Origin of the sequence: Amycolatopsis sp. NPDC051903, assembly GCF_044452505.1 — a bacterium.
Taxonomy (GTDB): Bacteria; Actinomycetota; Actinomycetes; order Mycobacteriales; family Pseudonocardiaceae; genus Amycolatopsis.
Map to the genome: position 1 here is coordinate 93,243 of NZ_JBITBT010000020.1, position 24,671 is coordinate 117,913.

Consider the following 24,671-nt stretch of genomic DNA (forward strand, 5'->3'; position numbering starts at 1 on the left):
GGCGAGGGCGTCCGCCCGGTGCGTCGGTGCACACGCGGCCGTCCCGAGGCCGCAATTGCCATCCGGAGCTCGCCGACCTCCTTCTCGTAGCCGCGCCTCGACAATCTCTGCTCGGCGCCGGACTCGGTGATCAACTGCCCTAGGGGGACCGCTGGTCGACTCGGCTGGCATGCGCGTCATTCGGATGGCACATCGCGTCCGCCAGCTTCGGCTGCCTTGAGCAGTTTCCTCGCTCTGACCAGCGATACCAAGCGGTCAGCGATCTCGATGGGGTGGTCGTGCTCCCACACCCTGAACACGAGCCAACCGGCTTGAGCCAGCACCTGGTCGGTATCTCGGTCCCGCCTGGCGACACCCCGGAACTTCAGCCGCCACCAGCTGCGGTTCGCCCGCGGTAGGTGGCCGTGTTCGGGGCACGAATGCCAGAAGCACCCGTCGACGAACACCGCGATGCGCGCGCCTCGAAGGAGGATGTCCACACGTCGCCGCCGGTTGCCCCCGGGCACGGGGCGGTCCACCACGAATCGGAGACCTCGTCGGTGGAGGGCGCTGCGCACAGCGAGTTCGGGCCGCGTCCCCGTCCTCTGAGTGCGTCGCATCACCCGCGCGGTCGCGGTGGAAGAAGGCGGCGGAGCGAGCCCGGGGTCCAGGTGGTGGTACACGTCGGCACCATCGCACGCGGCCCCGGCAGAACACGGCCACCGAGGGCACGAGTCGGCGAGGTGGGGTGGTGATTACGCTCGGCGGCGGGGCGCCGTCGTGGAGGTGGGGTGCATGGTCGTCGCCGGGGCGATCGGGTTGGTGTGGCTGGGGATGGTGCTCGGGATTTCGTTCCTGGAGGCGCCGCTGAAGTTCCGGGCGCCCGGGGTGACGGTGGCGCTCGGGCTGGGGATCGGGCGGCTGGTGTTCGCGGCGCTGAACAAGGTCGAGGTGGTGCTGGCCCTCGGCGTGTGGGTGGCGCTGATCGTGAGCTCCGGCTCCGCCGGGACGCTGGGCGCGGCGGGCGCCGTGTCGCTGGTGCTGGTGGCGCAGCTGGCGGCCGTGCGGCCGGCGCTGAACCGGCGCTCGGACCGGGTGCTGGCGGGCGAAGAGGGGCCGCGCAGTCACGCGCACCTGTGGTACGTCGGGCTGGAAGTGCTGAAGGTGGCCGGGCTGGTGGTGCTCGGCGTGTTCGCCCTGGGGTGAACGGCCGATGTGGACCGGCCCGCGGAGGGGTGCCCCCGCGGGCCGGGGACACCTAGGAAACGCGCGCCGGCACGGTGTTCGCGGCGCGGAGCACCGCGGCGAGGCTCGCCGCGAGGACGGAGCGGTCGCGGCCCGCGGCCCAGCGGGTCGCGGCGCCGTCGCGGTACTCCAGGAGCGTCAGCGCCGTCGTGGCAGCGCCCGAGCCGGCGCTGGTCTGGTGCAGGCTCAGCACTTCGACCGGCACGCCGTGCGCCGAGAGCGCCTGGGTGAGCGCCTCGACGGGGCCGGCGCCGGTGTGCGTGCTCGTGTGCCGGACGCCGTCGATCTCCACCGTCAGCGACGTTTCCGCGTCGCCGGCGGCGTAGGCGGCCAGGGAGATCCCGGCGGGGCCCTCGACGTACGTCGCCGAGAACAGCTCCCACAGCTGCGCCGCCGTCACCTCGTGGCCGGTGGTGTCCGTGTGCTCCTGGACGTGCCGGGCGAAGTCGATCTGCAGCCGCCGCGGCAGCTCGACGCCGTACTCGGCGGCGAGCAGGTAGGCGATCCCGCCCTTGCCGGACTGGCTGTTGACTCGGATGACCGCGTCGTAGCCGCGCCCCAGGTCGGCCGGGTCGATCGGGAGGTACGGCACGCGCCACTCGGCCTCGCGCTCGGAAACGCCGAGCGCGGCGGCCCGGGCGCGGTGCTCGGCGAAGCCCTTCTTGATCGCGTCCTGGTGCGTCCCGCTGAACGCTGTGTGCACGAGGTCGCCGACGTAGGGGTGGCGGGGGTGGATCTCGAGGCGGTTGCAGTGCTCGACGGTCCGGCGGATCTCGTCGACGTCCGAGAAGTCGATCATCGGGTCCACGCCCTGCGCGTGGAGGTTCAGCGCGAGCGTGGCGAGATCGACGTTCCCCGTGCGTTCGCCGTTGCCGAACACGCAGCCTTCCACGCGCTGCGCACCCGCCAGCACAGCGAGTTCGGCGCACGCAACGCCGGTGCCGCGGTCGTTGTGCGGGTGCACCGACAGGATCACGGCTTCGCGGCGGGCGAGGTTCTTGTGCATGTACTCGATCTGGTCGGCGTAGACGTTGGGCGTCGCGACCTCGACCGTGGCGGGCAGGTTGAGGATCACCGGGCGCTGCGGCGTCGCGGCCCACAGGCCGGTCATCGCGTCGCAGAGTTCCAGCACGTAATCGGGTTCGGTGAGGGTGAAGACCTCCGGGGAGAACTCGAACCGCGTCGACGGCCGGTCTCCGGCGAACTCGAGCACGGCGCGGCCGCCGGCGAGGATCAGCTCCTTCAGCGCCGCGCGGTCGTGGCCGAGGACGACGTCGCGCCAGGTCGGGGCCGTCGCCGTGTAGAGGTGGATCACCACCGGGTTGGTGATGCCGCGGATCGACTCGACGGTCCGCTCGATGAGGTCGCGGCGCGCGGGGGTGAACACGGCGATCGTCACGTCGTCCGGCGCGAGATCGGTCTCCGCGAGCAGGCGGACGAAGTCGTAGTCGGTCTGCGACGCGGACGGGTACCCGACCTCGATCTCCTTGTAGCCCATCGCGACGAGCAGCTCGAAGAACCGGCGTTTGCGGGCCGGGTCCATCGGCTCGGCCAGTGCCTGGTTGCCGTCGCGCAGGTCGACGGGCACCCACAGCGGCGCCCGCGTCAGCCGGCGGGCGGGCCAGTCGCGGTCGGTGAGGGGGACGTCGACGCGCGAGTGGACGTCGCGGTAGCGGTAGGAGGGCAGCTGCGAGTGGCGCTGGCGGTTCCAGGCGGGGGAGTCCGCGGGGATCGGGCCGGCGGGGGTGCTGAGGCGCGGGAACGCGCTGGTCATGGGAATCCTTCCCGGGTTTCGGACGATGACCGGCGCGCGTCGCTGCCCCACGTCGGGGAGCCGGTCCGGTCAGGCCCCGCCGTGGCGGCGAAGGAGGAGGAGTCCGAAGGGGAGCACGCGCTAGACTCTAGCCCAACTCCTCAGACAAGTAGAGGAGGGGGAGGAGAGGTCATGGTCCAGGTCCGCCGCGAACCGCTCGCCGACAAGGCCGCCGAACTGCTGCTGGCGCGCATCCGGTCGGGGGAGTGGACGCTGGGTGCGAAACTGCCCGGCGAGACGACGCTGGCCCCGCAGCTGGGTGTCGGCCGCTCGACGGTGCGCGAGGCGATCCGCCAGCTCGCCGGCCGGGGGGTGCTGGCGTCGCGCCAGGGCGCCGGTGTGTTCGTGACCGCGCTCGACGTCCCCGAGGACTGGGACGCGGTGCTGCGCCGGGCCGACATCGTGTCGGTGCTCGAAGCGCGCATCGCGATCGAGACGGAGGCCGCGGGCCTCGCCGCCGAGCGGCGCACGCCGGCCGAACTGCGGGCCCTGCGCCGGGCTCTCGCCGATCGCGCGGCGCGCCGCTCAGGCCTCGAAGATCACGTCGACGCCGACACGGCCTTCCACCGCGCCATCGTCGTGGCCGCGCACAACCCGATCCTCACCGAACTCTTCGACGGCTTCGTCCCCCGCAGCCGCGAAGCGATGATCTCGATGCTGCGCCTGCGCGGTACCTTCGGCAGCGACGCCGACCACGACACCCACGCCGGTCTGCTCGACGCCGTCGCCGCCGGCGACGCGCGATCGGCGGCCGAACGCAGCCGGACGCACCTGGCCGAGCTGAAAGCCCGGCTCAGCTGACGAACCCGAAGACAATTCCCATCCGGGAACGGCGAAAAGAATTCCTCCGGCTGCGGCGGCCGGAGGAATTCGCCCGAGGCGGCAACCGGTCGTCCCGGTGCCGGACCCTCACACGGGCAGTGCGGGCGTGCTTTCGGCGCACAAGCAGCTGAAACACGCTCCCGTGGCGGCGAATCCGGCGACGACCAGACCGGCGATTCGGCGAAGGTGAAACATTTCCGATTCCTCCCTGTCGCTTCCGGCCACGCGGCCCTCGAAATCGAAGCTAACAGGAATTCCGGCGAAGTCAGCTCGAACATGATCTTGTGCACCGATCGTGCGCGGATGTCACCGCCGTGGGGGTCAGGCTCCGTCGCGGACCGTCACGACCGGGCGTTCGGCGGCGGGACGCCGGACGCGGCCCCACGGCTTGAACACCGACAGCACGAACGAGAACAGCAGCAGGCTCGGCGCCACGACCACCGGCGGCAGCAGGCCGCTCGCACGCGTGGCGGACGCCGTCCCGGCCGCGATCTCGCGGCCGTACACCGCCGCCTCGTCGAGCCCCAGCCGCAGGGAGAAGTAGATCAGCACGACCATCAGCACGGTCGCCGCCAGCTTCGCCGTGACCCACCAGTAGCGGACCACGCCGTACTTGCTGCCCAGGCCCAGCACCACGCCGGTCACGAGCGTCAGCAGGGCGGCGGACAGCATCGGCCACACCGCGAACAGCCGCAGCGCCTGGAGCGCGGTCGACGCGACGGCGGTGCTGTCGGTGATCAGCGCCGTGCACACGAGCACGCCCAGCGCCAGGTCCATGCCGAACCACGCCGACGAGAACACGATGTGGGCGAACAAGGACCACTTGCGCGTGCGGGCCGTCGGGTGCCACCTCATGCCGTCTCCTCGCCGATGTCCGGTTTCACCCGTTCATCGTCGGGAAAAGCTCGCGCGAGGGCGTCCGCTCAGCTGCGGCACTTGCGCGTACCGCACCGTGCGTACGTGCCGTCCTCGCGGGGGATCACCCCGTTCGTCCGGCGGCCGGGACCTTCGCCGCGGCGATCTGCTCGTGCAGCGATTTGAGCGCCGCCACGTAGATCTCGGAGAACGTCGGGAACGGCTGGATCGTGTCGCGCAGGACGTCGAGCGGCACGCGGGCGCGGACGGCGAGCGTGGCCTGCTGGAGCCACTCCCCGGCCTCGGGGCCGAGGGCGTACGCGCCGGTGAGGCGGTGCCCGTCGGACACGAGCGTGAGGAAACCGCGGGATTCGGCGTAGGCGTGGGTGTACGTCGCGGTTTTGGCCACTTCGGACACTCGCGCGGTGGCGGTGAACTCGCCCTCGCCGGCGCCGACCGTGGCCGCCTGCGGATCGGTGTACACGACGTCGGGGACGGCGTCGTAGTTCGCCGGGCGCGGCTCGCCCAGGAGGTTGGCCGCGACGACCTCGCCCTGGTACTTGCCGACGTGCGTGAGCAGGCGGATGCCGGTGACGTCGCCGATGGCCCACAGCCGCTCGCCGGCGCGCAGGTGGTCGTCGACCGCGATGCCGCGGGGGTCGGGCGTGACACCGACGGTCTCCAGCCCCAGCCCGTCGACGCGCGGGCGCCGCCCGGTGCAGACGAGGAGGTGGTCACCGCGCAGCCCGCGGCCGTTGTCGAGCGTCAGCAGGAACTCCTCGCCGTCGTGGCGGGCGCCGGTCGCGTGCACGCCGACGAGCACTTCGACGCCGTCGGCGCGAAGGACCTCGCCGAGCGCGTCGCCGAGGGGAGCGGGTTCGCGGGCGAGCACGTGCTCCGCGCCTTCGACGAGCACGACCTCACCGCCGAAGCGCCGCACGGCTTGCGCCATCTCGGTACCGACGGGCCCGCCACCGAGGATGAGCAGCCGGCGGGGCACGGTTTTCATCGCGGTGACCTCGCGGTTGGTCCACACCCCCGCCAGCCCGCGCAGCCCCGGGACGGGCGGGATGAAGGGGTCGGAGCCGGTCGCGAGGACGACGTCGCGCGCGGTGTGGCGGACGCCGCCGCCCTCGACGACACCCGGCCCGGCGAGCCGTCCGGTGCCGCGCAGCAGGGTGATGCCCTTGCTCGCGAGCCACGTCTCCTGCCCGCCGTCGGTGTGGTCGGACACCATGAAATCGCGCCAGGCCAGCGCGGCCGCGACGTCGACCTCCGCGGTGGCTGCGGCCTCGCGAGCGCCCTGGACGGCTTCACCCGGGCGCAGCAGCGACTTCGAGGGGATGCACGCCCAGTAGGAGCACTCGCCGCCGACGAGTTCCCGTTCGACCAGCGCCACGCGCAGGCCGCCGTCGGCCAGTTCGCCGGCGCAGTGCTCACCCGGTGAGCCGGCGCCGACGACGATGACGTCGAAGTCCTCGTTCATCGGCCCGGCAACCGCTGGGTGATTTCCTGCAGCAGCCGGCCGTTGCCGTCGGGATCGGCTAACGCGGCGAACGAGCCGTAGCTCTGGCGGCCGGGCGCGGGTCCGGCGACGCGACCCTCGGTGCCGCCGTGGTGGAACACGCCGCCGGCGTCGTGGAAGACCTCGCTGACGGCGGTACCGGTGGCGGCGAGCTCGGCGCGGGCCGCGTCGAGCTCGGTGACCACGAGGTGCAGGCCCTGTGCCGAGCCGGGTTCCGCCGTGGTGAGCCCCGTGCCGAAGATGACGGAGCAGGGGGAGCCGGGCGGAGTCATCTGGATGACCCGGAAATCGGGGCTCGGGGCGAAGTCGGCGTCCTCGCGCCGGCCGAGTCCTTTGTAGAACGTCTTGGCGCGGTCGACGTCTCCGACGGGGAGCACCACGACTTCGAGCTTCCTGTCCACTGGGGGACTCCTTCCGGGGCGCACACGGGGCCGACCAGCATCCGCGTCCGGTTGCGCGTGCACCTCCCCCGGGAAGAGTGAGTTCAGGTGGGCAGGTCGACGTCGTCGTACACGCGCACCGCGGAGAACAACCCGCTTCCGGTGCGGTCGAACACGCAGATCCCGGCCTGGGCCGCCACGTCATGGCCACCGAAGCGGTCGCACGTGTACTCGAGCGCGCACCGGTCGCCGCCGTCGGTGATTGCACACGGCTCCAGCCGCACCGCGCCGATCCCCGTGTAGAACTCACGAAGTTCGGCGGCGCCGGTGTGTTTCGCGCCATCGGGCTCCTGCACGTACCCGTCCGGCGCGAACCCGCGCACGAGCGCTTCGGTGTCGCCGGTGGCGAGTGCCGCCTGGTAGCGGCCGACGTCGGCGGGCAGGCCCGCGCGTGTATCGAGGATGGCCGGCCGCAGGTGGTGGCGTCCGTCGAGTGGCCGCTGGCTGCAATAGGTGCGGAACACCACCGACTCGTCCCCGGACGCCTCCGCCACCACGGTCACCGGCCAGGGATCCGCGTCGTCCAGGTACGCCACCAGTTCCACCACGGCGCGTTCACCGGAGCGCGTGCTCGCGACCGTCTTGATCCGCGCGTGGCGCCGGGCCTGCCACTCCTGGTTGGAGTGCACGAACTTCCGCAGCTCCCGCCGGCTGCGCACCACCCCGGCGCGCGGGTCGTACACCACGACCTCACCGGGCCAGGCGGTTTCGAGCGCTTGCGCGTCACCGGCGTTGAGCGCCGTGAAAAAGTGCGCGACGGGATCGGCCCGCCCCTCGGCGCGGGTCTGCTTGCGCGCCAGCTCCACCGCACTCACGAAATCCGGAAACCACGGCATCGACCCACGCTCCTTCACCGAGCGGACATCCCGGGTGCACAGCCTGCCGGTTCGGCCGCGTCCGCGACAGTCCCGGGACAGGCCCGGGGAGGGGAACGCACCCCTCGGGTGTATAACGCCCTTTACTGCTTTCCAGGAGTCGACGGCCCATACTGGGTCCTTGCGGTCGATCCGGTTCGGGGAGCACGCCATGACGACGGAACTGCAGCTCGCTTCACGGTCGACGAAGCGAGCGCTGGTACTGCGGCTCCGGGGTGAGCTGGTGGCCGGCCACTCCGACGACACCGTGGTGCGGCAGGCGGTTGCGGAGGCGCCGCCCCCGGCGCTCGTGGTGTTCGACCTGCGTGACGTCGAACTGCTGTCGGCCGCCGGGATCCGCCTGCTGATCGGCGTGCTCGAGACGCTGCGGTCGCGGGCCGCCCGGTGCCGGCTCGTGGTGCCGGCCGACAGCGCGCCGGAGAAGGTGCTGCGCGCGGTGACGCTGCCGGCGGGGTCGGCGGTGTTCGCGACCCTCGAGCAGGCGCTGGCGGAACCGGTCCGCTACGACGAGCCGAACCACGACCCGGCGGAACCGGATCCGGGTGAGCCGGAGGAACGGCTGGCGTCGTTGACTCGCCTGCTCGCCGCCGAGCCCACGGTCGGCGGGGTGCTGCGGCGGGTGGTGTCGGCGACTCAGGTCGTGGTGCCGGGAGCGGATCTGGTGAGCGTGACGCTGCGGGATCCGGCGCGCGGGTTCTTCACCCCCGTGGAGACCGCCGCGGAAGCGACCGAACTGGACCTCGTGCAGTACCGCATCGGCGAAGGGCCGTGTTTCGACGCCGCACGGCCCGGCGGCCCGGGTTTCGTGGTCAGCGCCGACCTGGCCGTCGAGACGAGGTGGCCGCGGTTCGCCGCGGTGGCCACCTACCACGGGCTCACCGCCGTGCTCGCGACCGACCTGCTCCCGGCCGCGGGACCGGAGAGCCTGGGCGGCGCGCTGAACGTCTACAGCCGCTGGATGCGCGGGTGGCGCGCCGCCGACCGGCAGGCCGTCGCGTTGCTGTCGGCGTACGCGAGCCTCGCCCTCGACGGGATCAGGGCCACCAACGCGGTCGATCTGACTGCGCTGGACGTCTCCCGGCCGATCGCGGCACGTGACGTGCTCGGCCGGGCCCAGGACTTCCTGACGAGCCGGCAGGGCATGGACGCCGAGCGGGCCGCCACCGTGCTGCGCCGCGCCGCAGGCAACCTCGATCTGAAGCTCGTCGCCCTGGCCCGGACCCTGGTGGAGCGACCCGGCGATCCCGGTTGACCCCGAGCGGGCGCCCGATCCACTCGGACGGAGGCGGCGGTGATGCCCCGGGACGCGAACGACGACCTCGACGCACGGGTGGGTCCGGCCGAGGCGGTCCGGGAGAGCTACGAATCCATGCCGGTCATGCTGATGGGCCTCGGCGGTGCGGAGCACCGGGTTCTCGCGGTGAACTCGGTCTTCCGCGCGGTGGTGAGCCGCGAGCGGATGGTCGGCCGGACGCTGCGGGAAATCTTTCCCGAGGTGGTCGGGCAGAACCTGTTCGAGATGACTGATCGCGTGTACGAGACCGGTGTCGCGCAGGTGGCGCGGGGCTGGCGGGTCCAGCTCGAGCGCGAACCCGGTTCCGGCCGGCTCGACGAGCTGTACGTCGACTTCACGATGGCGCCGCGTTTCGGACCGGACGGCGCCATCACCGGCCTGAACTTCTTCGGGATCGACGCGACCGAGCGCGTGCTCGAACAGCGCCGCGCCCGGCGCGAGACCGCCGAGGCGGTGCGGCGCTACGAAGAAGCGCGCGAAGTCATCACCGCGTTGCAGCGGCGGCTGCTGCCACCCGGCCTGCCCGTGCTGCCGTCCGTGCGCATCGCCGGCAGTTACCTGCTCGCCGACGCCGAGGACGCGGCGGGCGGGGACTGGTTCGACGCCGTCCCGCTCGCCGGGGGCCGGGTCGCGCTCGTCGTGGGTGACGTGGTGGGCCACGGCGTGGCCGCCTCGGCGGCGATGGGACAGCTGCGCGCGGTGCTGCAGGACCGGCTCGACGAGACCGGCGATCCGGTGGCCGCTCTCGCGGCGGCGGACCGCATGGCGGCCCGGGTGGCGGAGGCGCGCGCGGCGACGGTGTGCGTCGTGGTGCTCGACGCCGCCGCCGGCGCGCTCACGTTCTGCTCCGCCGGGCACGAGCCTCCGCTGGTGGTGACGGACGACTCCGCCCGGTACCTCCCGCCGTCGGGCGCGGGACCCCTGGGCACCGGAGCGACCTACACCGCGGCGAACGCCCGGCTCGAACCGGGCGAGGTGGTGCTGCTCTACACCGACGGGATCATCGAACGGCCCGGCCGTGACCCGGCCGCGGCGCGGGCGGAACTCGCGCGGGCCGCGAGCGACACGCTGGCCGAACGGGGGTTGCGCGGGACGGGCTTGCCGGCGGTCGACCGCGTGTGCACGCTGAGCCTCGAGCTGCTGGTGCGCCAGAGCGGGCACACCGACGACATCACGCTGCTCGCCGCCCAGCGCGTCGCCGCGCCGGAGCCGCTGCACCTGCGCATGGCGGCCGGCGTCGACGCGGTCCCGGCCACCCGCGTCGCGACGAACCGGTGGCTGCGCGAGCACGGCGCGGGCGAGCGGGACGTGAACGCGCTCGCGCACGCCCTCGGCGAATTGGTGACCAACGCCGTCGAACACAGCCACCCCGACGCGGCGGAAGGCACCGTCACGGTGACCGCCGAGCTGGGCCCGGACGGGTGCGCGCGGGTCCGGGTGGCCGACGACGGCCACTGGCGCGACCGCGCCCGCCCCGGCGACGAGGACTTCCGCGCCGACCACGGGCTCGGGCTCGCCGTGGCCACGCGGCTCGTGGACGAGCTGGAGGTGGACCGCGGCGAGCACGGCACCACCGCCACGGCGCGCCTGCGCCTCTCGCACCCGGCCCGGCTGCTCATCGCCGACGAGGTGGACCACGGCACGGTCCCGAGAGCCGCTGAGGAACGGCCCGAGCTGATGCTCATGCTCGACCAGCCCGAGGCGTCCGGTTCGCGGGTGGCCGTGCACGGTGCGCTGGACGTGAGCAACGCCGGCCGGTTCGCCCACGAGCTCGACCGGCTCACGCTCGGCGGCACCCACGAGCTCACCGTGGACCTCACCGCCGTCACGCTGCTGGCGAGCGCCGCGGTCGCGGTTCTGTTGCGCGCCAACGCGTCCGACGGTGACGGCCACCGGCCGCTGCGCCTCTACGCCCCGGCCGGCAGCGTCGCCGACCAGGTGCTCACGCTCGTCGACCTCGCCCACACCACCGAGGACCCCGACGGTGGTGGGTGAGTCCGGGGTGGACGGTCAGGACCGCAGCTGCCGGTTCTTGATCCCGTACTGGGCCATTTTGCGGTAGATCGTCGCGCGGCCCATGCCGAGCTCGGCGGCCGCGGCGACGACCGTGGCGCCCGGCTGGGAGAGGCAGCGGACGATTTCGTCGCGTTCCAGCGCCTGCAGGCGGCTCAGGCGCGGGCCGCTGGTGGTGAAGACCTCCGGCGAGAGGTGGTGGGCGTCGACGGTGTCCGCGCGGGCCGCGGCCTCGGCGACGACGCGGCGCAGCTGCTTGGCGTTCTCGGGCCAGTCGTAGGTCGTCAGCGCGCGGGTGGCGGCGGGGGTGAAGGTGACGGCGCGGCCGCGGGCGCGGTGGGCGAAGTGGTGGGCCAGCGGCATGACGTCGTCGGGCCGCAGGCGCAGCGGCGGCAGCTCGACGACGGTCTCGGCGAGCGGCAGCAGCGGGGCCGGGATCGCCGCGGAATCCGGTGCGGTGAGGACGAAACCCGTGCGGTGCGCGGTGAACCGGGCCGCCAGCTCGCTCGCGGCCCAGGCGGGCAAGGCGTCGACTCCCGAGACGATCACGCACGTGCTGTCCTTGCCGACTTCCGGCGCCCACATCGCGAGCCACGCGTCGACGTCATCCGGCGCCGGTGGGCGGGCGTTGAGCACGCGTTCGCGCGGGTGGAGTTCGCGGCGGGCCAGCGCGGCCAGCGCCGTCTTCCCGGCGCCCGGCTCGCCGACCACCGCGAGCGTGCGGCCGCGGCCCATCGCGTCCATCGCCTCGAGCAGGGTGTGCCGCCACGCGGCGGACAGCTCCGGCGGGTCGATGCGGTCGGCGTACACGCGGTACACCTCGCCGCGCGGGGCGGGCCGGGCACGGCGGCCGGAGGCGCGCGCCAGCATCAGCGCGCTCGTGTGCCCGGCCGCCGTCTGCGCGAGCGCGAGCAGCAGGTCCGACGACTGGTCGGACCACGTCGTGAAGTTGACGCTGCCGGCGAGCGCGCCGGTGATCGGGTCGAGCACGGGCACGGCCGCGCAGGTGTAACCACGCAGGCTGGTGCAGTAGTGCTCGTCGGCGCGCACGAGCGACGGCGTGCGATCGGCGAGGGCGAGACCCAGGCCGTTGGTGCCGGCGTTGCTCTCCGCGTACGAGAACCCCGGCGCGAGGTGCACCCGATCCAGTGACCGCGTGATGGCGGGGTCGCCGCACACGCGGCTGAGCACGAGGCCTTCGCTGTCGGTCAGCATGAGGCTGATGGGCTCGTTCGCGAGCGTCGCGTGCAGGCCCTGGAGCACCTCGCTGCCGCATTCGTACAGCAGCGAACCGGTGTCGACCGACGCCGTGAACACGGGTTTCACCTCGTCACCGGGCACGCCGTAGTTCGCGCTGCGCTGCCACGAGGCCCGCAGCCTCGGGGCCGCACCGCCGCGGGCCTCGAGCCCCTCGCCGCGTGTCATGCCACCTCCCGGAAGACGCCGCTCTGCGTCCGGCTCGGTCAGGCTAGAAGCCCCAGCATAGGCGCAGGGGCCTCAGGATGTCTCATATCGAGACAGCACCCCCATCGCTGACCAGCCAAGATCGTCCTACGGTCCGTGCCTGACGTGCCGATGCGGTCACGAATGCGGAGGAAGATCATGTACACCAAGGACGGCGAGAAGTACTTCATCCTCGACGCGCACATCGCGCTCTGGGACGCCCGGCCGGAGAACCAGCGCAACATCCACGGCAAGCAGTTCATCGACTGCTTCTACGACTACCACCGCAACCTCAGCCCCGAGTCCGAGGTGTGGCCGTACGAGGACTACCTCTACTACGGCGGCGACCGGCTGATGAAGGACCTGTTCGAAGACGGTTACGTCGACCACGCGATCTTCCAGCCCGCGGCCCTGCCCGCCTTCTACACCAACAACTTCGGCCAGACCGACGAGGCGTTCGCCCTGGCGCAGAAGCACCCGGACAAGCTGACCTACAACCACTGCTGGGACCCGCGCTTCGGCGAGGACGGCCTCAAGCAGCTGCGCGAGGACGCGAAGCGGTTCAACCTCAAGGGCGTCAAGCTCTACACCGCCGAGTGGTTCGGCGACTCGCGCGGCTGGAAGCTCGACGACAAGTGGAGCTACCGCTACCTGGAGGCCGCGCAGGAGCTGGGGATCAAGAACATCCACATCCACAAGGGCCCGACGATCCGCCCGCTCGACCGCGACGCGTTCGACGTCGCCGACGTGGACAAGGTCGCCACGGACTTCACGGACCTCAACTTCGTGATCGAGCACTGCGGCCTGCCGCGCCTGGAGGACTTCTGCTGGATCGCCACGCAGGAGCCGAACGTGCACGCGGGCCTGGCCGTCGCGATGCCGTTCATCCACACCCGGCCGCGCTACTTCGCGCAGATCGTCGGCGAGCTGCTGTACTGGCTCGACGAGAACCGCATCCAGTTCTCCAGCGACTACGCGATCTGGACGCCGAAGTGGCTCGTCGAGAAGTTCGTGGACTTCCAGATCCCCGAGGACATGACGGAGTACGCGCCGCTGACCACCGACGTCAAGAAGAAGATCCTCGGCCTCAACGCCGCCGCGATGTACGACATCCCGGTGCCCGCGGAGCTGCAGGTGAAGAACCCGCCCGCGGACGCGAAGACCGAAGCCGCGGCGGTCGCCTGATGCCGGATCTCGAACGACTGGCGCGCGGAGCGCTCGAGCAGGTGTACGACCCGGAACTGGACGAACCGATCACCGATCTCGGGTTCGTCCGGTCCGTGGCGGCCCGCGAGGGTGAGCTGACCGTGCACCTGCGGCTGCCGACGTCGTTCTGCTCACCCAACTTCGCGTACCTCATGGCTTCGGACGCGAAGGACGTGCTCACCGCCCTGCCGGGCGCGCGGCGCGTGGTGGTGCGGCTCGACGACCACCACGACTCCGACCTCATCAACCGCGGCCTCGCCGCCGACGCCGGTTACCGCGGGACGTTCGGCTCCGAGGCCGAGAAGGACCTCGACGAGCTGCGCCTGACGTTCCGCCGCAAGGCGCACACCGCCGCGATGGAACGGGCCCTGACCGGGCTGCTGCGCGCGGACAAGTCGCTGGCGGAAGAGGAACTGCACGACGTGGCGCTCGGCGACCTGCCGCCGGGGCGGACCACCGACGCGCTGCTGCGCCGGCGGGCGGCCCTCGGGCTGAGCGTCGAACCGGGCGAACCGGTGCTCGTCGACGAGCACGGCGCGCCCTACCCGCGTGAGGAGGTGCCGCTGCGGCTGCGCTTCGCCCGCTCGATCCGGATCTCGATCGACGGCAACGCGCACTTCTGCCGTGGTCTGCTCCGCACGCGTTACCCCGGGTCCGAGGCCGACCAGACGGCCCGGCCCCACGACCCGTCCGTTTCGGCCGTCGCCGGCGAGGAGGCACGAGCATCGTGAAGGCAGTCCAGGTTGTCGGGTACGGCGAAAACCTGCGGATGACCGACGTCCCCGAGCCGGAGGTCACCGGGCCGCACGACGTGATCGTGCGCATCGGCGGCGCCGGCGTGTGCCGCACCGACCTCCACATCCTCGAGGGGCAGTGGGCGGAGAAGTCCGGCGTCGCGCTGCCTTACACGATCGGGCACGAGAACGCGGGCTGGGTGCACGCGGTCGGCAGCGCGGTCACCAACGTCGCCGAGGGCGACAAGGTGATCGTGCACCCGCTGATCACGTGCGGGCTGTGCCCCGCGTGCCGCCGCGGCGACGACGTGCACTGCGAGAACAGCCAGTTCCCCGGCATCGACACCGCCGGCGGGTACGCGCAACTGCTCAAGACGTCGGCCCGCAGCGTGGTGAAGCTCGACGATTCGCTGGAGCCCGCGGATGTCGCGGCGCTGGCGGACGCGGGGCTGACGGCCTACCACGCGGCGGCGAAGGCCGCGCGCCGGTTGCGGCCGGGGAACAAGTGCGTGGTGATCGGGGCCGGCGGGCTGGGGCACATCGGCATCCAGGTGCTCAAGGCGATGACGGCGGCGGAGCTGATCGTGGTCGACCGCAACCCGGAGGCGGTGAAGCTCGCGCAGTCGATCGGTGCGGACCACGGTGTGGTCGCCGACGGCGCTCACGTGGCCGCGGTGCAGGACCTGACCGGCGGCAACGGCGCGGAGGTCGTGGTCGACTTCGTCGGCGAAGGCGGTGCGACGGCCGACGGCGTGGCGATGCTGCGCCGCGCGGGCGACTACCACGTGGTGGGCTACGGCGAGAACATCAACGTGCCGACGATCGACGTGATCTCCACCGAGATCAACTTCATCGGCAACCTCGTGGGTTCCTACACCGACCTGTGCGAGCTGATGGTGCTGGCGGCGCAGGACAAGGTGAAGCTGCACACCTCGAAGTACGCACTGGCCGACTTCCAGCAGGCGCTCGACGACCTCGACGCCGGCCGGATCCGCGGGCGGGCGATCCTGGTTCCGTGAGGGGGTGCGTCCACAGCGGACGCACCCGGGGCGGCGATACGCTGCTGACGGCACGAAGGAGGAGGAGCAGATGATCTTCATCACCGTGAAGTGGCAGATCAAGCCGGAGTACGCGGACCAGTGGCCGGAGCTCTCGCGGGCGTTCACCGAGGCCACGCGCGCGGAGCCGGGCAACAAGTGGTTCGACTGGTCCCGCAGCCTCGAGAACCCCGACGAGTACGTGCTCGTGGAGGCGTTCGAGGACGACGCCGCGGAAGCGCACGTCACGGCCGACCACTTCAAGAAGGCCCAGGCCGACTTCCCGCAGTACCTGCAGAAGACCCCCGACATCATCAACACCACCCTCGACCAGGACGGCTGGTCGGAGCTGGGCGAGATGAAGGTCGGGAAGTGAAGTAGGCCCAGGCCCGCGAACACGGCGGTGTGCCCTTGCCGGGGTGCGCCGCCGTTTTCGTGGGCCCGGCTACCAGGCCGTGCACCGGCGTCCGTGGTAGAGAGGTCGGGTGCGCGTCTCGGTGCTCGACACGTCCCCGATCGTCCGGGGTGCCACGGCGCGGCAGGCGCTTCAGCGGTCGGTGGACCTGGCCGTGCTCGCGGACGAGCTGGGGTTCCACCGGTACTGGGTGCCCGAACACCACTCGATGCGCGGCGTCGCGAGTGCCGCGCCCGCGGTCGTGGCCGGCCGGCTCGCGGCGGCGACCCGCCGGATCCGCGTGGGCGCCGGGGGAGTGCTGCTGCCCAACCACGCGCCGCTCGTGGTGGCGGAGCAGTTCGGCACGCTCGAAGCCTTCTTCCCGGGACGGATCGACCTCGGGCTGGGCCGCGCGCTCGGCGGGCCCGCGTACGTCGCGGACGCGGTGCGCCGCGCCGGTGAGGACTTTCCCGGGCAGGTCGACGAGCTGCTCGCGTACTTCGCCGAAGGGGACGGGAGGATCCGGGCCGTGCCCGCAGCCGGCCACCGGCCCGAGGTGTGGCTCCTCGGCTCGGGGACGGGCAGCGCCAGGGTGGCTCGCGAGCGCAACCTCCCGTACGCGTTCGCGCACCACCTCAACGCCGATGGCGCCGAAGAAGCGCTCGGCGCCTACGGGAACGCGGGCGCAGCACTGCTGAGCGTCGCCGTGATCGTCGCCGACACCGACGAACGGGCCGAATGGCTCGCGGGACCGGCCCGGCTCAAGGTCCTCAGCCGGCTGCGCGGACAGCGGATTCTGCTGCCGGACCCGGGAACCGCGGCGGAATATCCGTACACAGAGGACGATCGAGCCGAAATCGCGGCCCGCTGCGCCCACCTGGTCGTGGGCTCACCCGACACGGCCGGCGCGAAGCTGCGGGACTTGCTGGACCGCACCGGCGCGGGCGAGCTGATGGTGACCACCCCGGTGTTCGACCACGCCGACCGGCGCCGTTCCTATGAACTCCTGGCCTCGATCGCGCAGCGGACAGGCGGCTCGCACAGCGGATAGGCGCGGCTCGCCCGGCTGTCTGACATCGCTGCCGACCGGCCGCGCGGAGTCTCGGTGACCGTGCTGTCCGCCCGGCTCGCCGCGACCTGCTCCGGGGTCCGCGTCGTCGACCTGACCACGCCGCTGCGCGAGGAGACGCCGATCCGGCAGCCGCCCGAACCGTTCGCGAACACCAGCCGCTTCCGGCTCGAGGAGCTGTCGCGCTACGACGGCAAGGGCCACCTCGGCGCGCCCGTGCACTGGATCACCGGCCGCGACGGGCTCGACGTGGCCCGGGCGCCACTGTCCACTGTGGTCACACCCGCCGTCGTGCTCGACCGGACGGTGGACGCGGGCGCCGATCCCGATTTCCTGCTGCGGGATCGAGCACGTGCGGGCGTGGGAGCCGAGGACGGAGCGCTGGCCGACGCCGGCTGGCTGCTCCACCGCACCGGCCGGGCCGCCCGCGGTGCCGACGCCGCCGCGTTCGCCAACGCCGACATCGGCTCGCGCACCCCCGGTGTCGACCCCGAGTGTGCGCGGTGGCAGGCCCGGGAGACACCGATCGCGGGGTTCGGCGTCGAGACCGTCGGCGCCGACGCGGGCCCGGCACCCGCGCCGGAGCCGGCGTTCCCGTGCCGCAGCGAGCTGATGGGGGCGGGCAAGCCGGGGCTGACCAGCCTGCGCAGCCTCGGTGAGCTGCCGCCGGGGCCGTGCTGATCGTGCGCCCGCTGCCGATCGTCGGCGGTTCGGGCAGCCCCGCGCGTGTGCCGGCCCTGGTCGAGGACTGAGCGTCAGCGACGGCGAGCTGTCTGCGAGGGCAGCTCGCCGAACCGCGCGCGGTACTCCTGCGCGAACCGGCTCAGGTGCGTGAACCCGCACGAATACGCGATTTCCGCGACGGTTTCGCCGCCGCCGGCGGTCAGCAGCGCCTGGTGCGCGCGGCCGAGCCGGATGTCCCGCAGCACCGCGGTCGGCGTGGTGTCGAGCTTGCGCCGGAACTGCGCCTGCAGCTGCCGGGGCCCGAGCCCGCTCGCGCGGGCGACGTCGGCGACGGTCACCGGTTCGGCGTGGTGCTCTTCCAGCCACTGCCGCGCCTGCTCGACGACGTCGGCGGGGTCACCCGGGCCGCCCACGAGCAGTTCGGTGCTCGACGTGTGCGGCAGGCCGAGCAGCACCGCGGTCAGCAGCTGGTCCTCGAGCGCACGCAGGACGGTCGGCCCGAGCGGGGTGCGCGCGCCGGCGAGGGCGAGGCACGCACCGCGCCAGGCCGCGTCGAGCAGCGCGACGGGGGCGGCGGACGGCGCGCCCGGCGGCAGGAACCGCAGCGCGGTCCGCGGCGGGCGCCCGAGCAGCGTGCCGAGGTGCTCTTCGACGCGGGTCATCTTCGTGGAGATCACCAGCGCACCCGCGTACGGGTCCGGGCGCATCACGGTGTGGGCGTCGCCGGCGAGCGCGAACCCCGTCGTCAGCAGCTCGCCGGTGACCTCGGGGGCGAACACCCGCATCGGACCGAGCGGCACGGTGAGCGCGAACCGGTTGCGCGTGGGGAACGCGTCGACCGTGACCTGGGCGCCGTAGCGGACGACGACCAGGTTCAGGTCGCCGAGCCCGGCCACGGCGACCGTGCCGTCCGGCCGGCCGTGCCGGACCCCGATCTCGTGCACCACCGTCGCGTCCTGGACCCGGTCGCGCAGGTCGGCCAGCCGGGTGGACCGCGGGGACGGCGCGAGCAGTGTCCCCTGGTCAGAGCGTTCCGTGCACCCGGTCGTCGCGGTCACCGGCGGCTCCCTTCGCTGTCCTCAGCCGGCGGGGGCCCGGATTCCGCGGGCCTCGAGGCGCGGCAGCACTTCCTGGGCAAAGTAGCCAAGCTCGCCCGAGTAGTCCACGAACGACAGCGTCATCCCGGCGAACCCGGCCTCGTGGAACGCGGCGATCCGGTCGGCGACGTCGTCCGGCGTGCCGATGAGGGGGCAGCTGCCGTGCCCGGCGGCGAACCGCGCGCGGAACGTCTCGAGCATCTCCCGCGTGAACGACTGCGCGTGCAGGCCCTGCAGGCGCATGAGGTTGTCGACGGCGGCCCAGTCGGCGTTCTCGTCGGCGTAGTAGCGCAGGTACTCCTCGGCCTCGCCGCGCGTCGGCCGGCACACGACGTGCCCGAGCGTGAACACCCCGACGTGGCGCCGGTGCTCGCGTTCGGCCTCGGCCCGGATCGCCTCGACGATCCCGGCGCCGTCCTGTGGGCCGCCGACGATGGTGAACGCGACGTCGGCGTTGCGCGCGGCGAAGCCCCGGCCCTGCTTCGACGACCCGGCGTTGAGCACCGGCAGCGGTCCGTCGTGCGGTTTCGGCATGCCTTCCACGCCTTCGAGCTTGAAGAAGCGGCCGTCGTGGTCGAACCTGCCCTCTTCGGCCCAGATCCGGCGGATGACGTCCCACCACTCCTGCGCGAGCGCGTAGCGCGCGTCGTGCTCGGTGGGCAGGTCGGCGCCCATCGCCCGGTACTCGGGTTCGTTCCAGCCGGCCACGATGTTGATGCCCGCGCGGCCGCCGCCCACCCGGTCGGCTGTGGCCAGCTGCTTGGCCACCACGACGGGGTGGTTGAACGCGGTGTGGACGGTGGTGAACACGGTGAGCCCGCGGGTGTTCGCGAGCAGCGCCGCGGCCAGCGTCGTCGGGTCGAGCACACCCTCGTGGAAGTTCGTCTCGCCGCCGTAGCCGATCCAGCGGGCGATGGGGAGCAGGAAGTCGATGCCGACCTCGTCGGCCAGCTTCGCCAGCCGCAGGTTGTCCTCCCAGCTGCCCGACCAGCGCTCGGGGATCTTCGTCACGGCGAGCCCCGACGAACAGTTGGCCGAGAACAGCCCCAGCTTGAATCCCTTGCCGTCGGCGACGGGCTTGACCATGGCCACTCCTCCAGCTGCGGTGCCGATGCGGATTGCGGAAGTCTCGCCTCCGGGATCAGGTGGGGCCATCCGCTTTGCGTGGTGGATGTCCGGACTGCGCACTCGGTGCGGGCGGCGGCGAGTGGACCTTGCGTCCTTGTGACGATCGGCACAGATGCTCTACGCTGCTCGCGGGTCAGAGCGGACCGGTTACGGAGGTCGGCATGTACGTCGCGCTTTTCTGGGGCAAAGTCAGGCCGGAGTGGCAGAACGACGACTGCGCGGCGATCGGCGGGCGCATGTTCGAGCGGGCCTCGGCGATGCCGGGGTTCGTCGCGCTGCACAAGCTCGACGTGCCCGACGGCCGTGAGCTGGCGGTCGCGTACTTCGAGACCGAAGAGCAGATGCGCGCCTGGTACGACGATCCCGAGCACCGAGCCGTGGAAACCTTGGGGCGCCGCGAGATCCTCGAGGACTACACGATCGAGATCCTCGAGCTGAAACGGGCGTACACCAAGGCGTCGTCGACCTTCGCGCCCACGGTGGCCGACGAACGCGCCGCCGACGGGATCGTGGCGGGGCTGCGAGCGGCGCCGGCGTCCTAAGTCCCGGCCAGCGCCCGGCCGGGTGACGTGCCGTAGTGCTCGCGGTGCAGCGCGGCGAAGCGGTGGGCGTTGCTGAACCCCCACCGCAGCGCCACGGCCGTCACCGTCGTGTCCTCCGGGCTCTTCGCGACGAGTTCCTCGTGGGCCCGGCGCAGGCGGATCTCGCGCAGGTGTTTCATCGGCGACGGCAGGTCGGCGCGGTGGAACGCCGCGTGCAGGCCGCGCACGCTCAGGCCCGCCGCGGCGGCGACGTCCTCGACGCGCACGTCGGTGTCCGCGTGCAGTTCCAGGAAGTCCCGCGCCCGCCGCACCGCGCGCGGAGCCGCCGGGCCGGCCGGGGGCGCGACCGTGGTGTCGAGGGTGTGGGGGAACGCGTCCAGCACCGTCGCGACGGCGAGCCGGAACAGCTGGGTCTCGGCCAGGCCGTGGTCGAGCGTGCCGCCGAACCGCGTGAGGTGGTCGGTGAGCAGGTGCCCGACGGCGCGCCACTGGTGAGCCCGGTGCGGTGCCGGTTCCCGGATCGCGAAGCGGACCGGCGCCGGCTCGTCGAATCCGAGCAGTTCGGCCGCCGTGTGTTCGAACGCCGCCCGGTCGAAGACGAAGTTCGTGACGCGCGCGTCGCCGGACCAGGTCAGGCGGCGCCGGCGGTAGGCGTCCATGGCGAGCGCGCCCGTGGTGGTGCGGGTGAGCTCGTCGGCGTCCGATTCGACGGAGAACGAGCCGGCCTGCGGTGCGGCCACCACGATGAAGTCGCCGAACGGCAGCGGTTCCACCACCACTTCCTCGCCGCCGAACGTCAGGTCCATCACGCGGACGCGCCCCGCGCCGCGGGTGACGTGGTGGCAGAAGAACGCGGCCGGGCCGCTCGGGCGCAGCTTGTACGGGCAGTACACCCGGGACAGCCGGGTCACCGCCTCGTCGGGGTCGGCCGTGCGCAGCACCTCCGCGTGCGACATCCGCGCAGTCTATCCCGGATCGGTGACGGACGTCCGAATGGTGAGAGGCCCGGGAGCGCGCGGTGAGTGCCGGAACCGGCCCCCGCCGTGCGCTCCCGGGCCTCGCCGGTGCGGCTGCCTGGCTCCTATCTTCGCCGGAAGTCACGCGCGGGCCCCGCGCGAAACGAATTCACGCACTCCGGTCCGGTGTGGACGGTTCCGGCCGGGTGCGGACGTGGAGGAGTCCGGGATGTCCGAGAAGTTCTTCGAGGCCGTGCGCCAGGCGCTCGGCGCCGAGGCCGTCGACACGAGCGCGGAAGCCGTGGCGCGCTTCGGGTTCAACCGGCTGCCGGGCGGCGACCGCGTGCCCGCCGGGGTCGTCTGGCCCGGCTCGGCGGCAGACGTGCGGGCGGTGGTGCGGCTCGCCGGGCAGCACGGCGTGGCCGTGTGGCCGGCCAGCACGGGGCACAACCTCGGACTGGGCGAGTACAGCCCGGTGCGCGACGCGCAGGTCGTGCTGGACCTGGGCCGCCGCATGAACCGCGTGCTGGAGGTGAACGAGACGCTCGGGTACGCGGTCGTCGAGCCGGGGGTCACGTTCCGGCAGCTGCGTGCGGAACTGGCCGCCCGCGGCGACGCGCTGATGCTCAGCGGCACGTCCGGCCCGCCCGACGGCGGTGTGCTCGGCAACGCCCTCGACCGCGGCGCGGGCTACACGCCCTACTTCGACCACTTCGGCATGCTCAGCGGCCTCGAGGTCGTGCTGCCCGACGGCGAGCTCTTCCACACCGGTGACGGCACGCTCGCCGGCGCGAAGACCCGCTACGTCAACAAATCCGGCTTCGGCCCGATGCTCGAAGGCCTGTTCTCGCAGTCCAACTACGGGATCGTGACGAGCGCGGCGATCTGGCTCATGCCGCGGCCGCCCGTGGTGCGCGCGTGGGGCTTCACCTTCCCCGACGACGCCGACCTGCCCGCGATCATCGAGATCGTGCGCGGGCTGAAGCTGGCGAACGCCGTGCCCACGCTGATCAAGGTCACCAGCGGGGCCTACGGGTTCGCGACCGAAGCCACCCACCCCCGCTACGAGCCGGGTGCCGGCGCGCTGTCCGATGCGGAGAGGCGGCGGTTGCAGGACGAGTACGGCACCGGCGCGTGGACGGTGACCGGCGCGTTCTACGGCCCGACCGGCGATGCCGTCGAGCCGATGATCCGCCGCGTGCGCGACGTCTTCGAGGCCACCGGCAAAGCGACGTACCTCTCGCACGACGAGATCGCCGCGAGCCCGGTGTTCCGGATCCACCTCGACACGTTCAGCGGCGAGCCGACGGAAGCCGAGCTCGGCCTGCTCGACTGGCGCCCCGGCGGCGGCGCGACCTGGTTCCTGCCCGCGACGCCGATGATCGGGGAGATCGCGCAGCAGCACCAAGAACTCTCGCGGCGGATCCTCACCGAGCACGGCTTCGAGTACTTCGCCGAATTCGTGTGCGGGCCACGGGCGGCCCGGGCGCTGCACCTCGTCATCTACAACCGTGCCGACGAGGCCGAGCGGCAGCGCATGAACGACTGCTACGCGGCCCTGGTCGAGGCCTACGACCGCATCGGCTGCCCGATCGGGCGGACCCCGACCGACTGGCAGGAACGCGCGATGGACCGGCTGCCCTCGCTGCGCAAGCTCGCCGGTGCGCTCAAAGGCGCGCTGGACCCGCAGGGCGTGCTCGCTCCCGGCAAGTACGGGATCAGCTGATGACGGGCGAAGTGCGCTGCGGGGGCCGGGTGATCGAGCTGGTCGAGCCGAAACGCTTCGCCGAGCGCCGGCAGCCGGTGCCGGAGCCGGGCCCCGGTGAAGTCGTGGTGCGCATGCGCGCGCTCGGCTTGTGCGGCACGGACTTGCACCTGTACGGCGGTCGGGCCACGCACTACCCGCACGTCGTCGGCCACGACGGTGCCGCCGAGGTGGTCGCGGTGGGCGAAGGCGTGTCCGGCGTGGCCACCGGGCCGCGGGTGACGATCGATCCGGTCGCCCACTGTGGACGGTGCGCGCACTGCGCGGCGGGTCGTCCGCAGCTCTGTCTTGAGGGCGGGTACCTGGGCATGCTGGGCCCCGGCCTGCTCGCCGAGTACGTGTGCGTGCCCGCGCGCCTGGCCGTCCCGCTGCCCGACGAGGTGTCCGATCTGGCGGCGACGGTGCTCGAACCGGTCGCGGTCGCGCTGCACCTGCTGAAGCGGGTGGCACCGCTGGTGCCGGAACCACTGCCGTGCGCCGTCGTGGGCGGCGGCCCACTGGGGATCCTGCTCGCGCTCGTGCTCGGGCACCACGGGTACTCGCCGCACGTGTTCGAACCGCACCCGGGTCGCCGCGCGCTCGCCGCGGCGGCGGGACTGCCCGCACACCCGCCGGAGGCCGCCGACGTCGGTTCGGGGGCACGGCTGGTCGTCGAAACCTCCGCGGCCGCCACCGGGGTCGCGCTGGCCGACGAGCTGGCCACCCCGGGCTCGATCGTCGCGGTGGTCGGGCGCGCGCCGCACTCGGTCGAACCGCCGAGCGTGCTGCTCAAGGAGCTCACGATCGTGGGCGTCAAGGGCGGACCGGGGCAGTACCCCGAGTCCGTGCGGCTCGTCGCCGAAGGCGCGCTCGATCCGGAAGCCGTGCTGACACACCGGTTCGGCTGGACCGAAGCCGGGGAAGCCTTCCGCCGCACCACCGACGAACCGGACCGCGTCGTCCGGGCTGCCTTGCACGGAGCGTGGGAGTGAACCTCGGCGGAGTGGTGCGGTACGGCCCGGAGCCGAGCCAGTTCGCCGAACTGTGGCCGGGTTCCGGGCCCGCCCGCGGCCTCGCGGTGCTGCTGCACGGCGGGTGGTGGCGGGCGCGCCACGGACTCGACCAGCTGAACCCGTTGTGCGCCGTCCTGGTCGGACGCGGCTGGGCCGTGGCCAACGTCGAGTACCGCCGCGTCGACGGCGACACCGGCGGCTGGCCCGCGACGGTGACCGACGTGCTCGAAGCCGTGCGGACGGCGCGGTCGTGGCACGCGCGACCCGGCCCGGCCGTCGCGATCGGACACTCCGCCGGCGGGCACCTCGCGCTGCTGGCCGCCGCGGAGTCCGCTGTGGACGCGGCGGTCGGGCTCGCGCCGATCACCGACCTGCCGCGGTGCGCCGAAGCGGGCCTGGGGGAGGGCGCGACGCCGCTGTTCCTCGGCGCCGCGGGCCCGGCGGCAGCCCGGGACGCGTCACCGCGGTTCCGGCTGCCCCTGGGCCGGCCGCACCTGGTGGTGCACGGGGATCGCGACGAGCGCGTTCCGGTCGAGCACAGCCGGGACTACGTAGCCGCCGCCCGCGCGGCGGGGGACGAAGTGGACTACGCCGAGCTGCCCGGCGCCGGTCACTTCGCCGTGACCGACCCGGGGCACCGCGCGTGGTCCGACGTCCGCACGTGGCTCGAAAAGCGGTTCCCGTGAGCGGAAGTTTTCGCGGAAACCGTCGAAATTGCCGAGAGCGCAACATCTCCGTTGAACGCGTTCGCCGCCGTGCCGAT

Annotated in this window: 24 protein-coding genes; 14 read left to right on the forward strand and 10 right to left on the reverse strand. The window is 72.7% G+C overall.

The window, feature by feature from the left end; all coding sequences use genetic code 11:
* Nucleotides 1–176: 176 nt before the first annotated feature.
* Nucleotides 177–599: a very short patch repair endonuclease gene (locus tag ACIA77_RS32375; RefSeq protein WP_395889903.1), complete on the reverse strand. Its 423-nt coding sequence runs from the start codon at nt 597–599 to the stop codon at nt 177–179.
* Nucleotides 600–774: 175 nt separating this feature from the next.
* On the opposite strand from ACIA77_RS32375, the gene ACIA77_RS32380 reads away from it, so the two are divergent.
* A complete protein-coding gene (locus ACIA77_RS32380; protein WP_395889820.1) occupies nt 775–1,185 on the forward strand; it encodes a hypothetical protein in 411 nt (136 codons plus the stop codon).
* Between the two features lie 52 nt (nt 1,186–1,237).
* Here the strand turns inward: ACIA77_RS32380 and ACIA77_RS32385 are convergent, their stop codons facing one another.
* Entirely contained in the window at nt 1,238–2,998 is a 1,761-nt protein-coding gene (locus ACIA77_RS32385) for a 2-isopropylmalate synthase (RefSeq protein WP_395889821.1), read from the reverse strand.
* Nucleotides 2,999–3,169: 171 nt separating this feature from the next.
* Between ACIA77_RS32385 and ACIA77_RS32390 the strand changes: the two genes are divergently transcribed.
* Nucleotides 3,170–3,838, forward strand: a complete 669-nt coding sequence (locus tag ACIA77_RS32390) for a FadR/GntR family transcriptional regulator (protein ID WP_395889822.1) — start codon at nt 3,170–3,172, stop codon at nt 3,836–3,838.
* A 342-nt stretch (nt 3,839–4,180) separates the two neighbouring features.
* Here ACIA77_RS32390 and ACIA77_RS32395 read toward each other — a convergent pair whose 3' ends face one another.
* The 4 genes from ACIA77_RS32395 to ACIA77_RS32410 all read right to left on the reverse strand — a co-directional run bounded on the left by ACIA77_RS32395 (nt 4,181) and on the right by ACIA77_RS32410 (nt 7,515).
* Complete coding sequence (locus tag ACIA77_RS32395) at nt 4,181–4,714, reverse strand: hypothetical protein (RefSeq protein ID WP_395889823.1); 534 nt, start codon at nt 4,712–4,714, stop codon at nt 4,181–4,183.
* 124 nt (nt 4,715–4,838) lie between these two features.
* Complete coding sequence (locus ACIA77_RS32400) at nt 4,839–6,200, reverse strand: dihydrolipoyl dehydrogenase family protein (RefSeq protein ID WP_395889824.1); 1,362 nt, start codon at nt 6,198–6,200, stop codon at nt 4,839–4,841.
* Nucleotides 6,197–6,640, reverse strand: a complete 444-nt coding sequence (locus tag ACIA77_RS32405) for a glyoxalase (protein WP_395889825.1) — start codon at nt 6,638–6,640, stop codon at nt 6,197–6,199. The genes ACIA77_RS32400 and ACIA77_RS32405 overlap by 4 nt, the downstream gene beginning before the upstream one ends.
* A gap of 83 nt (nt 6,641–6,723) precedes the next feature.
* Complete coding sequence (locus ACIA77_RS32410; RefSeq protein ID WP_395889826.1) at nt 6,724–7,515, reverse strand: nuclear transport factor 2 family protein; 792 nt, start codon at nt 7,513–7,515, stop codon at nt 6,724–6,726.
* A 190-nt stretch (nt 7,516–7,705) separates the two neighbouring features.
* On the opposite strand from ACIA77_RS32410, the gene ACIA77_RS32415 reads away from it, so the two are divergent.
* Both ACIA77_RS32415 and ACIA77_RS32420 read left to right on the forward strand, forming a co-directional pair.
* On the forward strand, nt 7,706–8,806 hold the full coding sequence (locus ACIA77_RS32415) for an STAS domain-containing protein (RefSeq protein ID WP_395889827.1): 1,101 nt from the start codon (nt 7,706–7,708) through the stop codon (nt 8,804–8,806).
* Between the two features lie 42 nt (nt 8,807–8,848).
* Nucleotides 8,849–10,843, forward strand: a complete 1,995-nt coding sequence (locus ACIA77_RS32420; RefSeq protein WP_395889828.1) for a SpoIIE family protein phosphatase — start codon at nt 8,849–8,851, stop codon at nt 10,841–10,843.
* A gap of 15 nt (nt 10,844–10,858) precedes the next feature.
* Here the strand turns inward: ACIA77_RS32420 and ACIA77_RS32425 are convergent, their stop codons facing one another.
* The gene (locus tag ACIA77_RS32425) at nt 10,859–12,286 is read right to left on the reverse strand and encodes a GAF domain-containing protein (RefSeq protein ID WP_395889829.1); all 1,428 of its coding nucleotides are present in this window, start codon (nt 12,284–12,286) and stop codon (nt 10,859–10,861) included.
* A 177-nt stretch (nt 12,287–12,463) separates the two neighbouring features.
* Here ACIA77_RS32425 and ACIA77_RS32430 point away from each other — a divergent pair, with 177 nt between their 5' ends.
* The 6 genes from ACIA77_RS32430 (at nt 12,464) to ACIA77_RS32455 (ending at nt 17,425) form a co-directional block, all read left to right on the forward strand.
* Nucleotides 12,464–13,489 carry an amidohydrolase family protein gene (locus ACIA77_RS32430; protein WP_395889830.1) on the forward strand — a complete coding sequence of 342 codons (1,026 nt, stop codon included), beginning with the start codon at nt 12,464–12,466 and terminating at the stop codon, nt 13,487–13,489.
* Nucleotides 13,489–14,241 (forward strand): iron-sulfur cluster assembly protein, encoded by a 753-nt coding sequence (locus ACIA77_RS32435; protein WP_395889831.1) that lies wholly within the window; start codon nt 13,489–13,491, stop codon nt 14,239–14,241. Before ACIA77_RS32430 ends, ACIA77_RS32435 begins: the two co-directional genes overlap by 1 nt.
* Nucleotides 14,238–15,263, forward strand: coding sequence for an NAD(P)-dependent alcohol dehydrogenase (locus tag ACIA77_RS32440; RefSeq protein ID WP_395889832.1), 1,026 nt, complete (start codon nt 14,238–14,240; stop codon nt 15,261–15,263). The genes ACIA77_RS32435 and ACIA77_RS32440 overlap by 4 nt, the downstream gene beginning before the upstream one ends.
* Before the next feature lie 70 nt (nt 15,264–15,333).
* Complete coding sequence (locus ACIA77_RS32445; RefSeq protein WP_395889833.1) at nt 15,334–15,657, forward strand: putative quinol monooxygenase; 324 nt, start codon at nt 15,334–15,336, stop codon at nt 15,655–15,657.
* Between the two features lie 109 nt (nt 15,658–15,766).
* A complete protein-coding gene (locus tag ACIA77_RS32450; protein ID WP_395889834.1) occupies nt 15,767–16,726 on the forward strand; it encodes an LLM class flavin-dependent oxidoreductase in 960 nt (319 codons plus the stop codon).
* 54 nt (nt 16,727–16,780) lie between these two features.
* On the forward strand, nt 16,781–17,425 hold the full coding sequence (locus tag ACIA77_RS32455; RefSeq protein ID WP_395889835.1) for a cyclase family protein: 645 nt from the start codon (nt 16,781–16,783) through the stop codon (nt 17,423–17,425).
* A 74-nt stretch (nt 17,426–17,499) separates the two neighbouring features.
* Here the strand turns inward: ACIA77_RS32455 and ACIA77_RS32460 are convergent, their stop codons facing one another.
* Nucleotides 17,500–18,486: an AraC family transcriptional regulator gene (locus tag ACIA77_RS32460; protein WP_395889836.1), complete on the reverse strand. Its 987-nt coding sequence runs from the start codon at nt 18,484–18,486 to the stop codon at nt 17,500–17,502.
* A gap of 21 nt (nt 18,487–18,507) precedes the next feature.
* The gene (locus tag ACIA77_RS32465) at nt 18,508–19,611 is read right to left on the reverse strand and encodes an LLM class flavin-dependent oxidoreductase (protein WP_395889837.1); all 1,104 of its coding nucleotides are present in this window, start codon (nt 19,609–19,611) and stop codon (nt 18,508–18,510) included.
* Nucleotides 19,612–19,814: 203 nt separating this feature from the next.
* Here ACIA77_RS32465 and ACIA77_RS32470 point away from each other — a divergent pair, with 203 nt between their 5' ends.
* A complete protein-coding gene (locus ACIA77_RS32470; protein WP_395889838.1) occupies nt 19,815–20,195 on the forward strand; it encodes an antibiotic biosynthesis monooxygenase family protein in 381 nt (126 codons plus the stop codon).
* On the opposite strand, the gene ACIA77_RS32475 is transcribed toward ACIA77_RS32470, so the two are convergent.
* Nucleotides 20,192–21,151: an AraC family transcriptional regulator gene (locus tag ACIA77_RS32475; protein WP_395889839.1), complete on the reverse strand. Its 960-nt coding sequence runs from the start codon at nt 21,149–21,151 to the stop codon at nt 20,192–20,194. The two genes, ACIA77_RS32470 and ACIA77_RS32475, sit on opposite strands and share 4 nt — an antisense overlap.
* A 229-nt stretch (nt 21,152–21,380) precedes the next feature.
* Here ACIA77_RS32475 and ACIA77_RS32480 point away from each other — a divergent pair, with 229 nt between their 5' ends.
* From ACIA77_RS32480 to ACIA77_RS32490, 3 genes are read left to right on the forward strand one after another with little or no spacing between them, the layout of a single operon-like run.
* Nucleotides 21,381–22,877, forward strand: a complete 1,497-nt coding sequence (locus ACIA77_RS32480) for an FAD-binding oxidoreductase (RefSeq protein ID WP_395889840.1) — start codon at nt 21,381–21,383, stop codon at nt 22,875–22,877.
* Nucleotides 22,877–23,887: a zinc-binding dehydrogenase gene (locus ACIA77_RS32485; RefSeq protein WP_395889841.1), complete on the forward strand. Its 1,011-nt coding sequence runs from the start codon at nt 22,877–22,879 to the stop codon at nt 23,885–23,887. The genes ACIA77_RS32480 and ACIA77_RS32485 overlap by 1 nt, the downstream gene beginning before the upstream one ends.
* Nucleotides 23,884–24,594 carry an alpha/beta hydrolase family protein gene (locus ACIA77_RS32490; protein ID WP_395889842.1) on the forward strand — a complete coding sequence of 237 codons (711 nt, stop codon included), beginning with the start codon at nt 23,884–23,886 and terminating at the stop codon, nt 24,592–24,594. Before ACIA77_RS32485 ends, ACIA77_RS32490 begins: the two co-directional genes overlap by 4 nt.
* Nucleotides 24,595–24,671: the final 77 nt, after the last annotated feature.

Coding starts and splice junctions, on each gene's coding strand:
- ACIA77_RS32375 (WP_395889903.1), bottom strand. CDS start 599: ATGCGACGCACTCAGAGGACGGGGACGCGGCCCGAACTCGCTGTGCGC.
- ACIA77_RS32380 (WP_395889820.1), top strand. CDS start 775: ATGGTCGTCGCCGGGGCGATCGGGTTGGTGTGGCTGGGGATGGTGCTC.
- ACIA77_RS32385 (WP_395889821.1), bottom strand. CDS start 2,998: ATGACCAGCGCGTTCCCGCGCCTCAGCACCCCCGCCGGCCCGATCCCC.
- ACIA77_RS32390 (WP_395889822.1), top strand. CDS start 3,170: ATGGTCCAGGTCCGCCGCGAACCGCTCGCCGACAAGGCCGCCGAACTG.
- ACIA77_RS32395 (WP_395889823.1), bottom strand. CDS start 4,714: ATGAGGTGGCACCCGACGGCCCGCACGCGCAAGTGGTCCTTGTTCGCC.
- ACIA77_RS32400 (WP_395889824.1), bottom strand. CDS start 6,200: ATGAACGAGGACTTCGACGTCATCGTCGTCGGCGCCGGCTCACCGGGT.
- ACIA77_RS32410 (WP_395889826.1), bottom strand. CDS start 7,515: ATGCCGTGGTTTCCGGATTTCGTGAGTGCGGTGGAGCTGGCGCGCAAG.
- ACIA77_RS32415 (WP_395889827.1), top strand. CDS start 7,706: ATGACGACGGAACTGCAGCTCGCTTCACGGTCGACGAAGCGAGCGCTG.
- ACIA77_RS32420 (WP_395889828.1), top strand. CDS start 8,849: ATGCCCCGGGACGCGAACGACGACCTCGACGCACGGGTGGGTCCGGCC.
- ACIA77_RS32425 (WP_395889829.1), bottom strand. CDS start 12,286: ATGACACGCGGCGAGGGGCTCGAGGCCCGCGGCGGTGCGGCCCCGAGG.
- ACIA77_RS32430 (WP_395889830.1), top strand. CDS start 12,464: ATGTACACCAAGGACGGCGAGAAGTACTTCATCCTCGACGCGCACATC.
- ACIA77_RS32435 (WP_395889831.1), top strand. CDS start 13,489: ATGCCGGATCTCGAACGACTGGCGCGCGGAGCGCTCGAGCAGGTGTAC.
- ACIA77_RS32445 (WP_395889833.1), top strand. CDS start 15,334: ATGATCTTCATCACCGTGAAGTGGCAGATCAAGCCGGAGTACGCGGAC.
- ACIA77_RS32465 (WP_395889837.1), bottom strand. CDS start 19,611: ATGGTCAAGCCCGTCGCCGACGGCAAGGGATTCAAGCTGGGGCTGTTC.
- ACIA77_RS32470 (WP_395889838.1), top strand. CDS start 19,815: ATGTACGTCGCGCTTTTCTGGGGCAAAGTCAGGCCGGAGTGGCAGAAC.
- ACIA77_RS32475 (WP_395889839.1), bottom strand. CDS start 21,151: ATGTCGCACGCGGAGGTGCTGCGCACGGCCGACCCCGACGAGGCGGTG.
- ACIA77_RS32480 (WP_395889840.1), top strand. CDS start 21,381: ATGTCCGAGAAGTTCTTCGAGGCCGTGCGCCAGGCGCTCGGCGCCGAG.
- ACIA77_RS32485 (WP_395889841.1), top strand. CDS start 22,877: ATGACGGGCGAAGTGCGCTGCGGGGGCCGGGTGATCGAGCTGGTCGAG.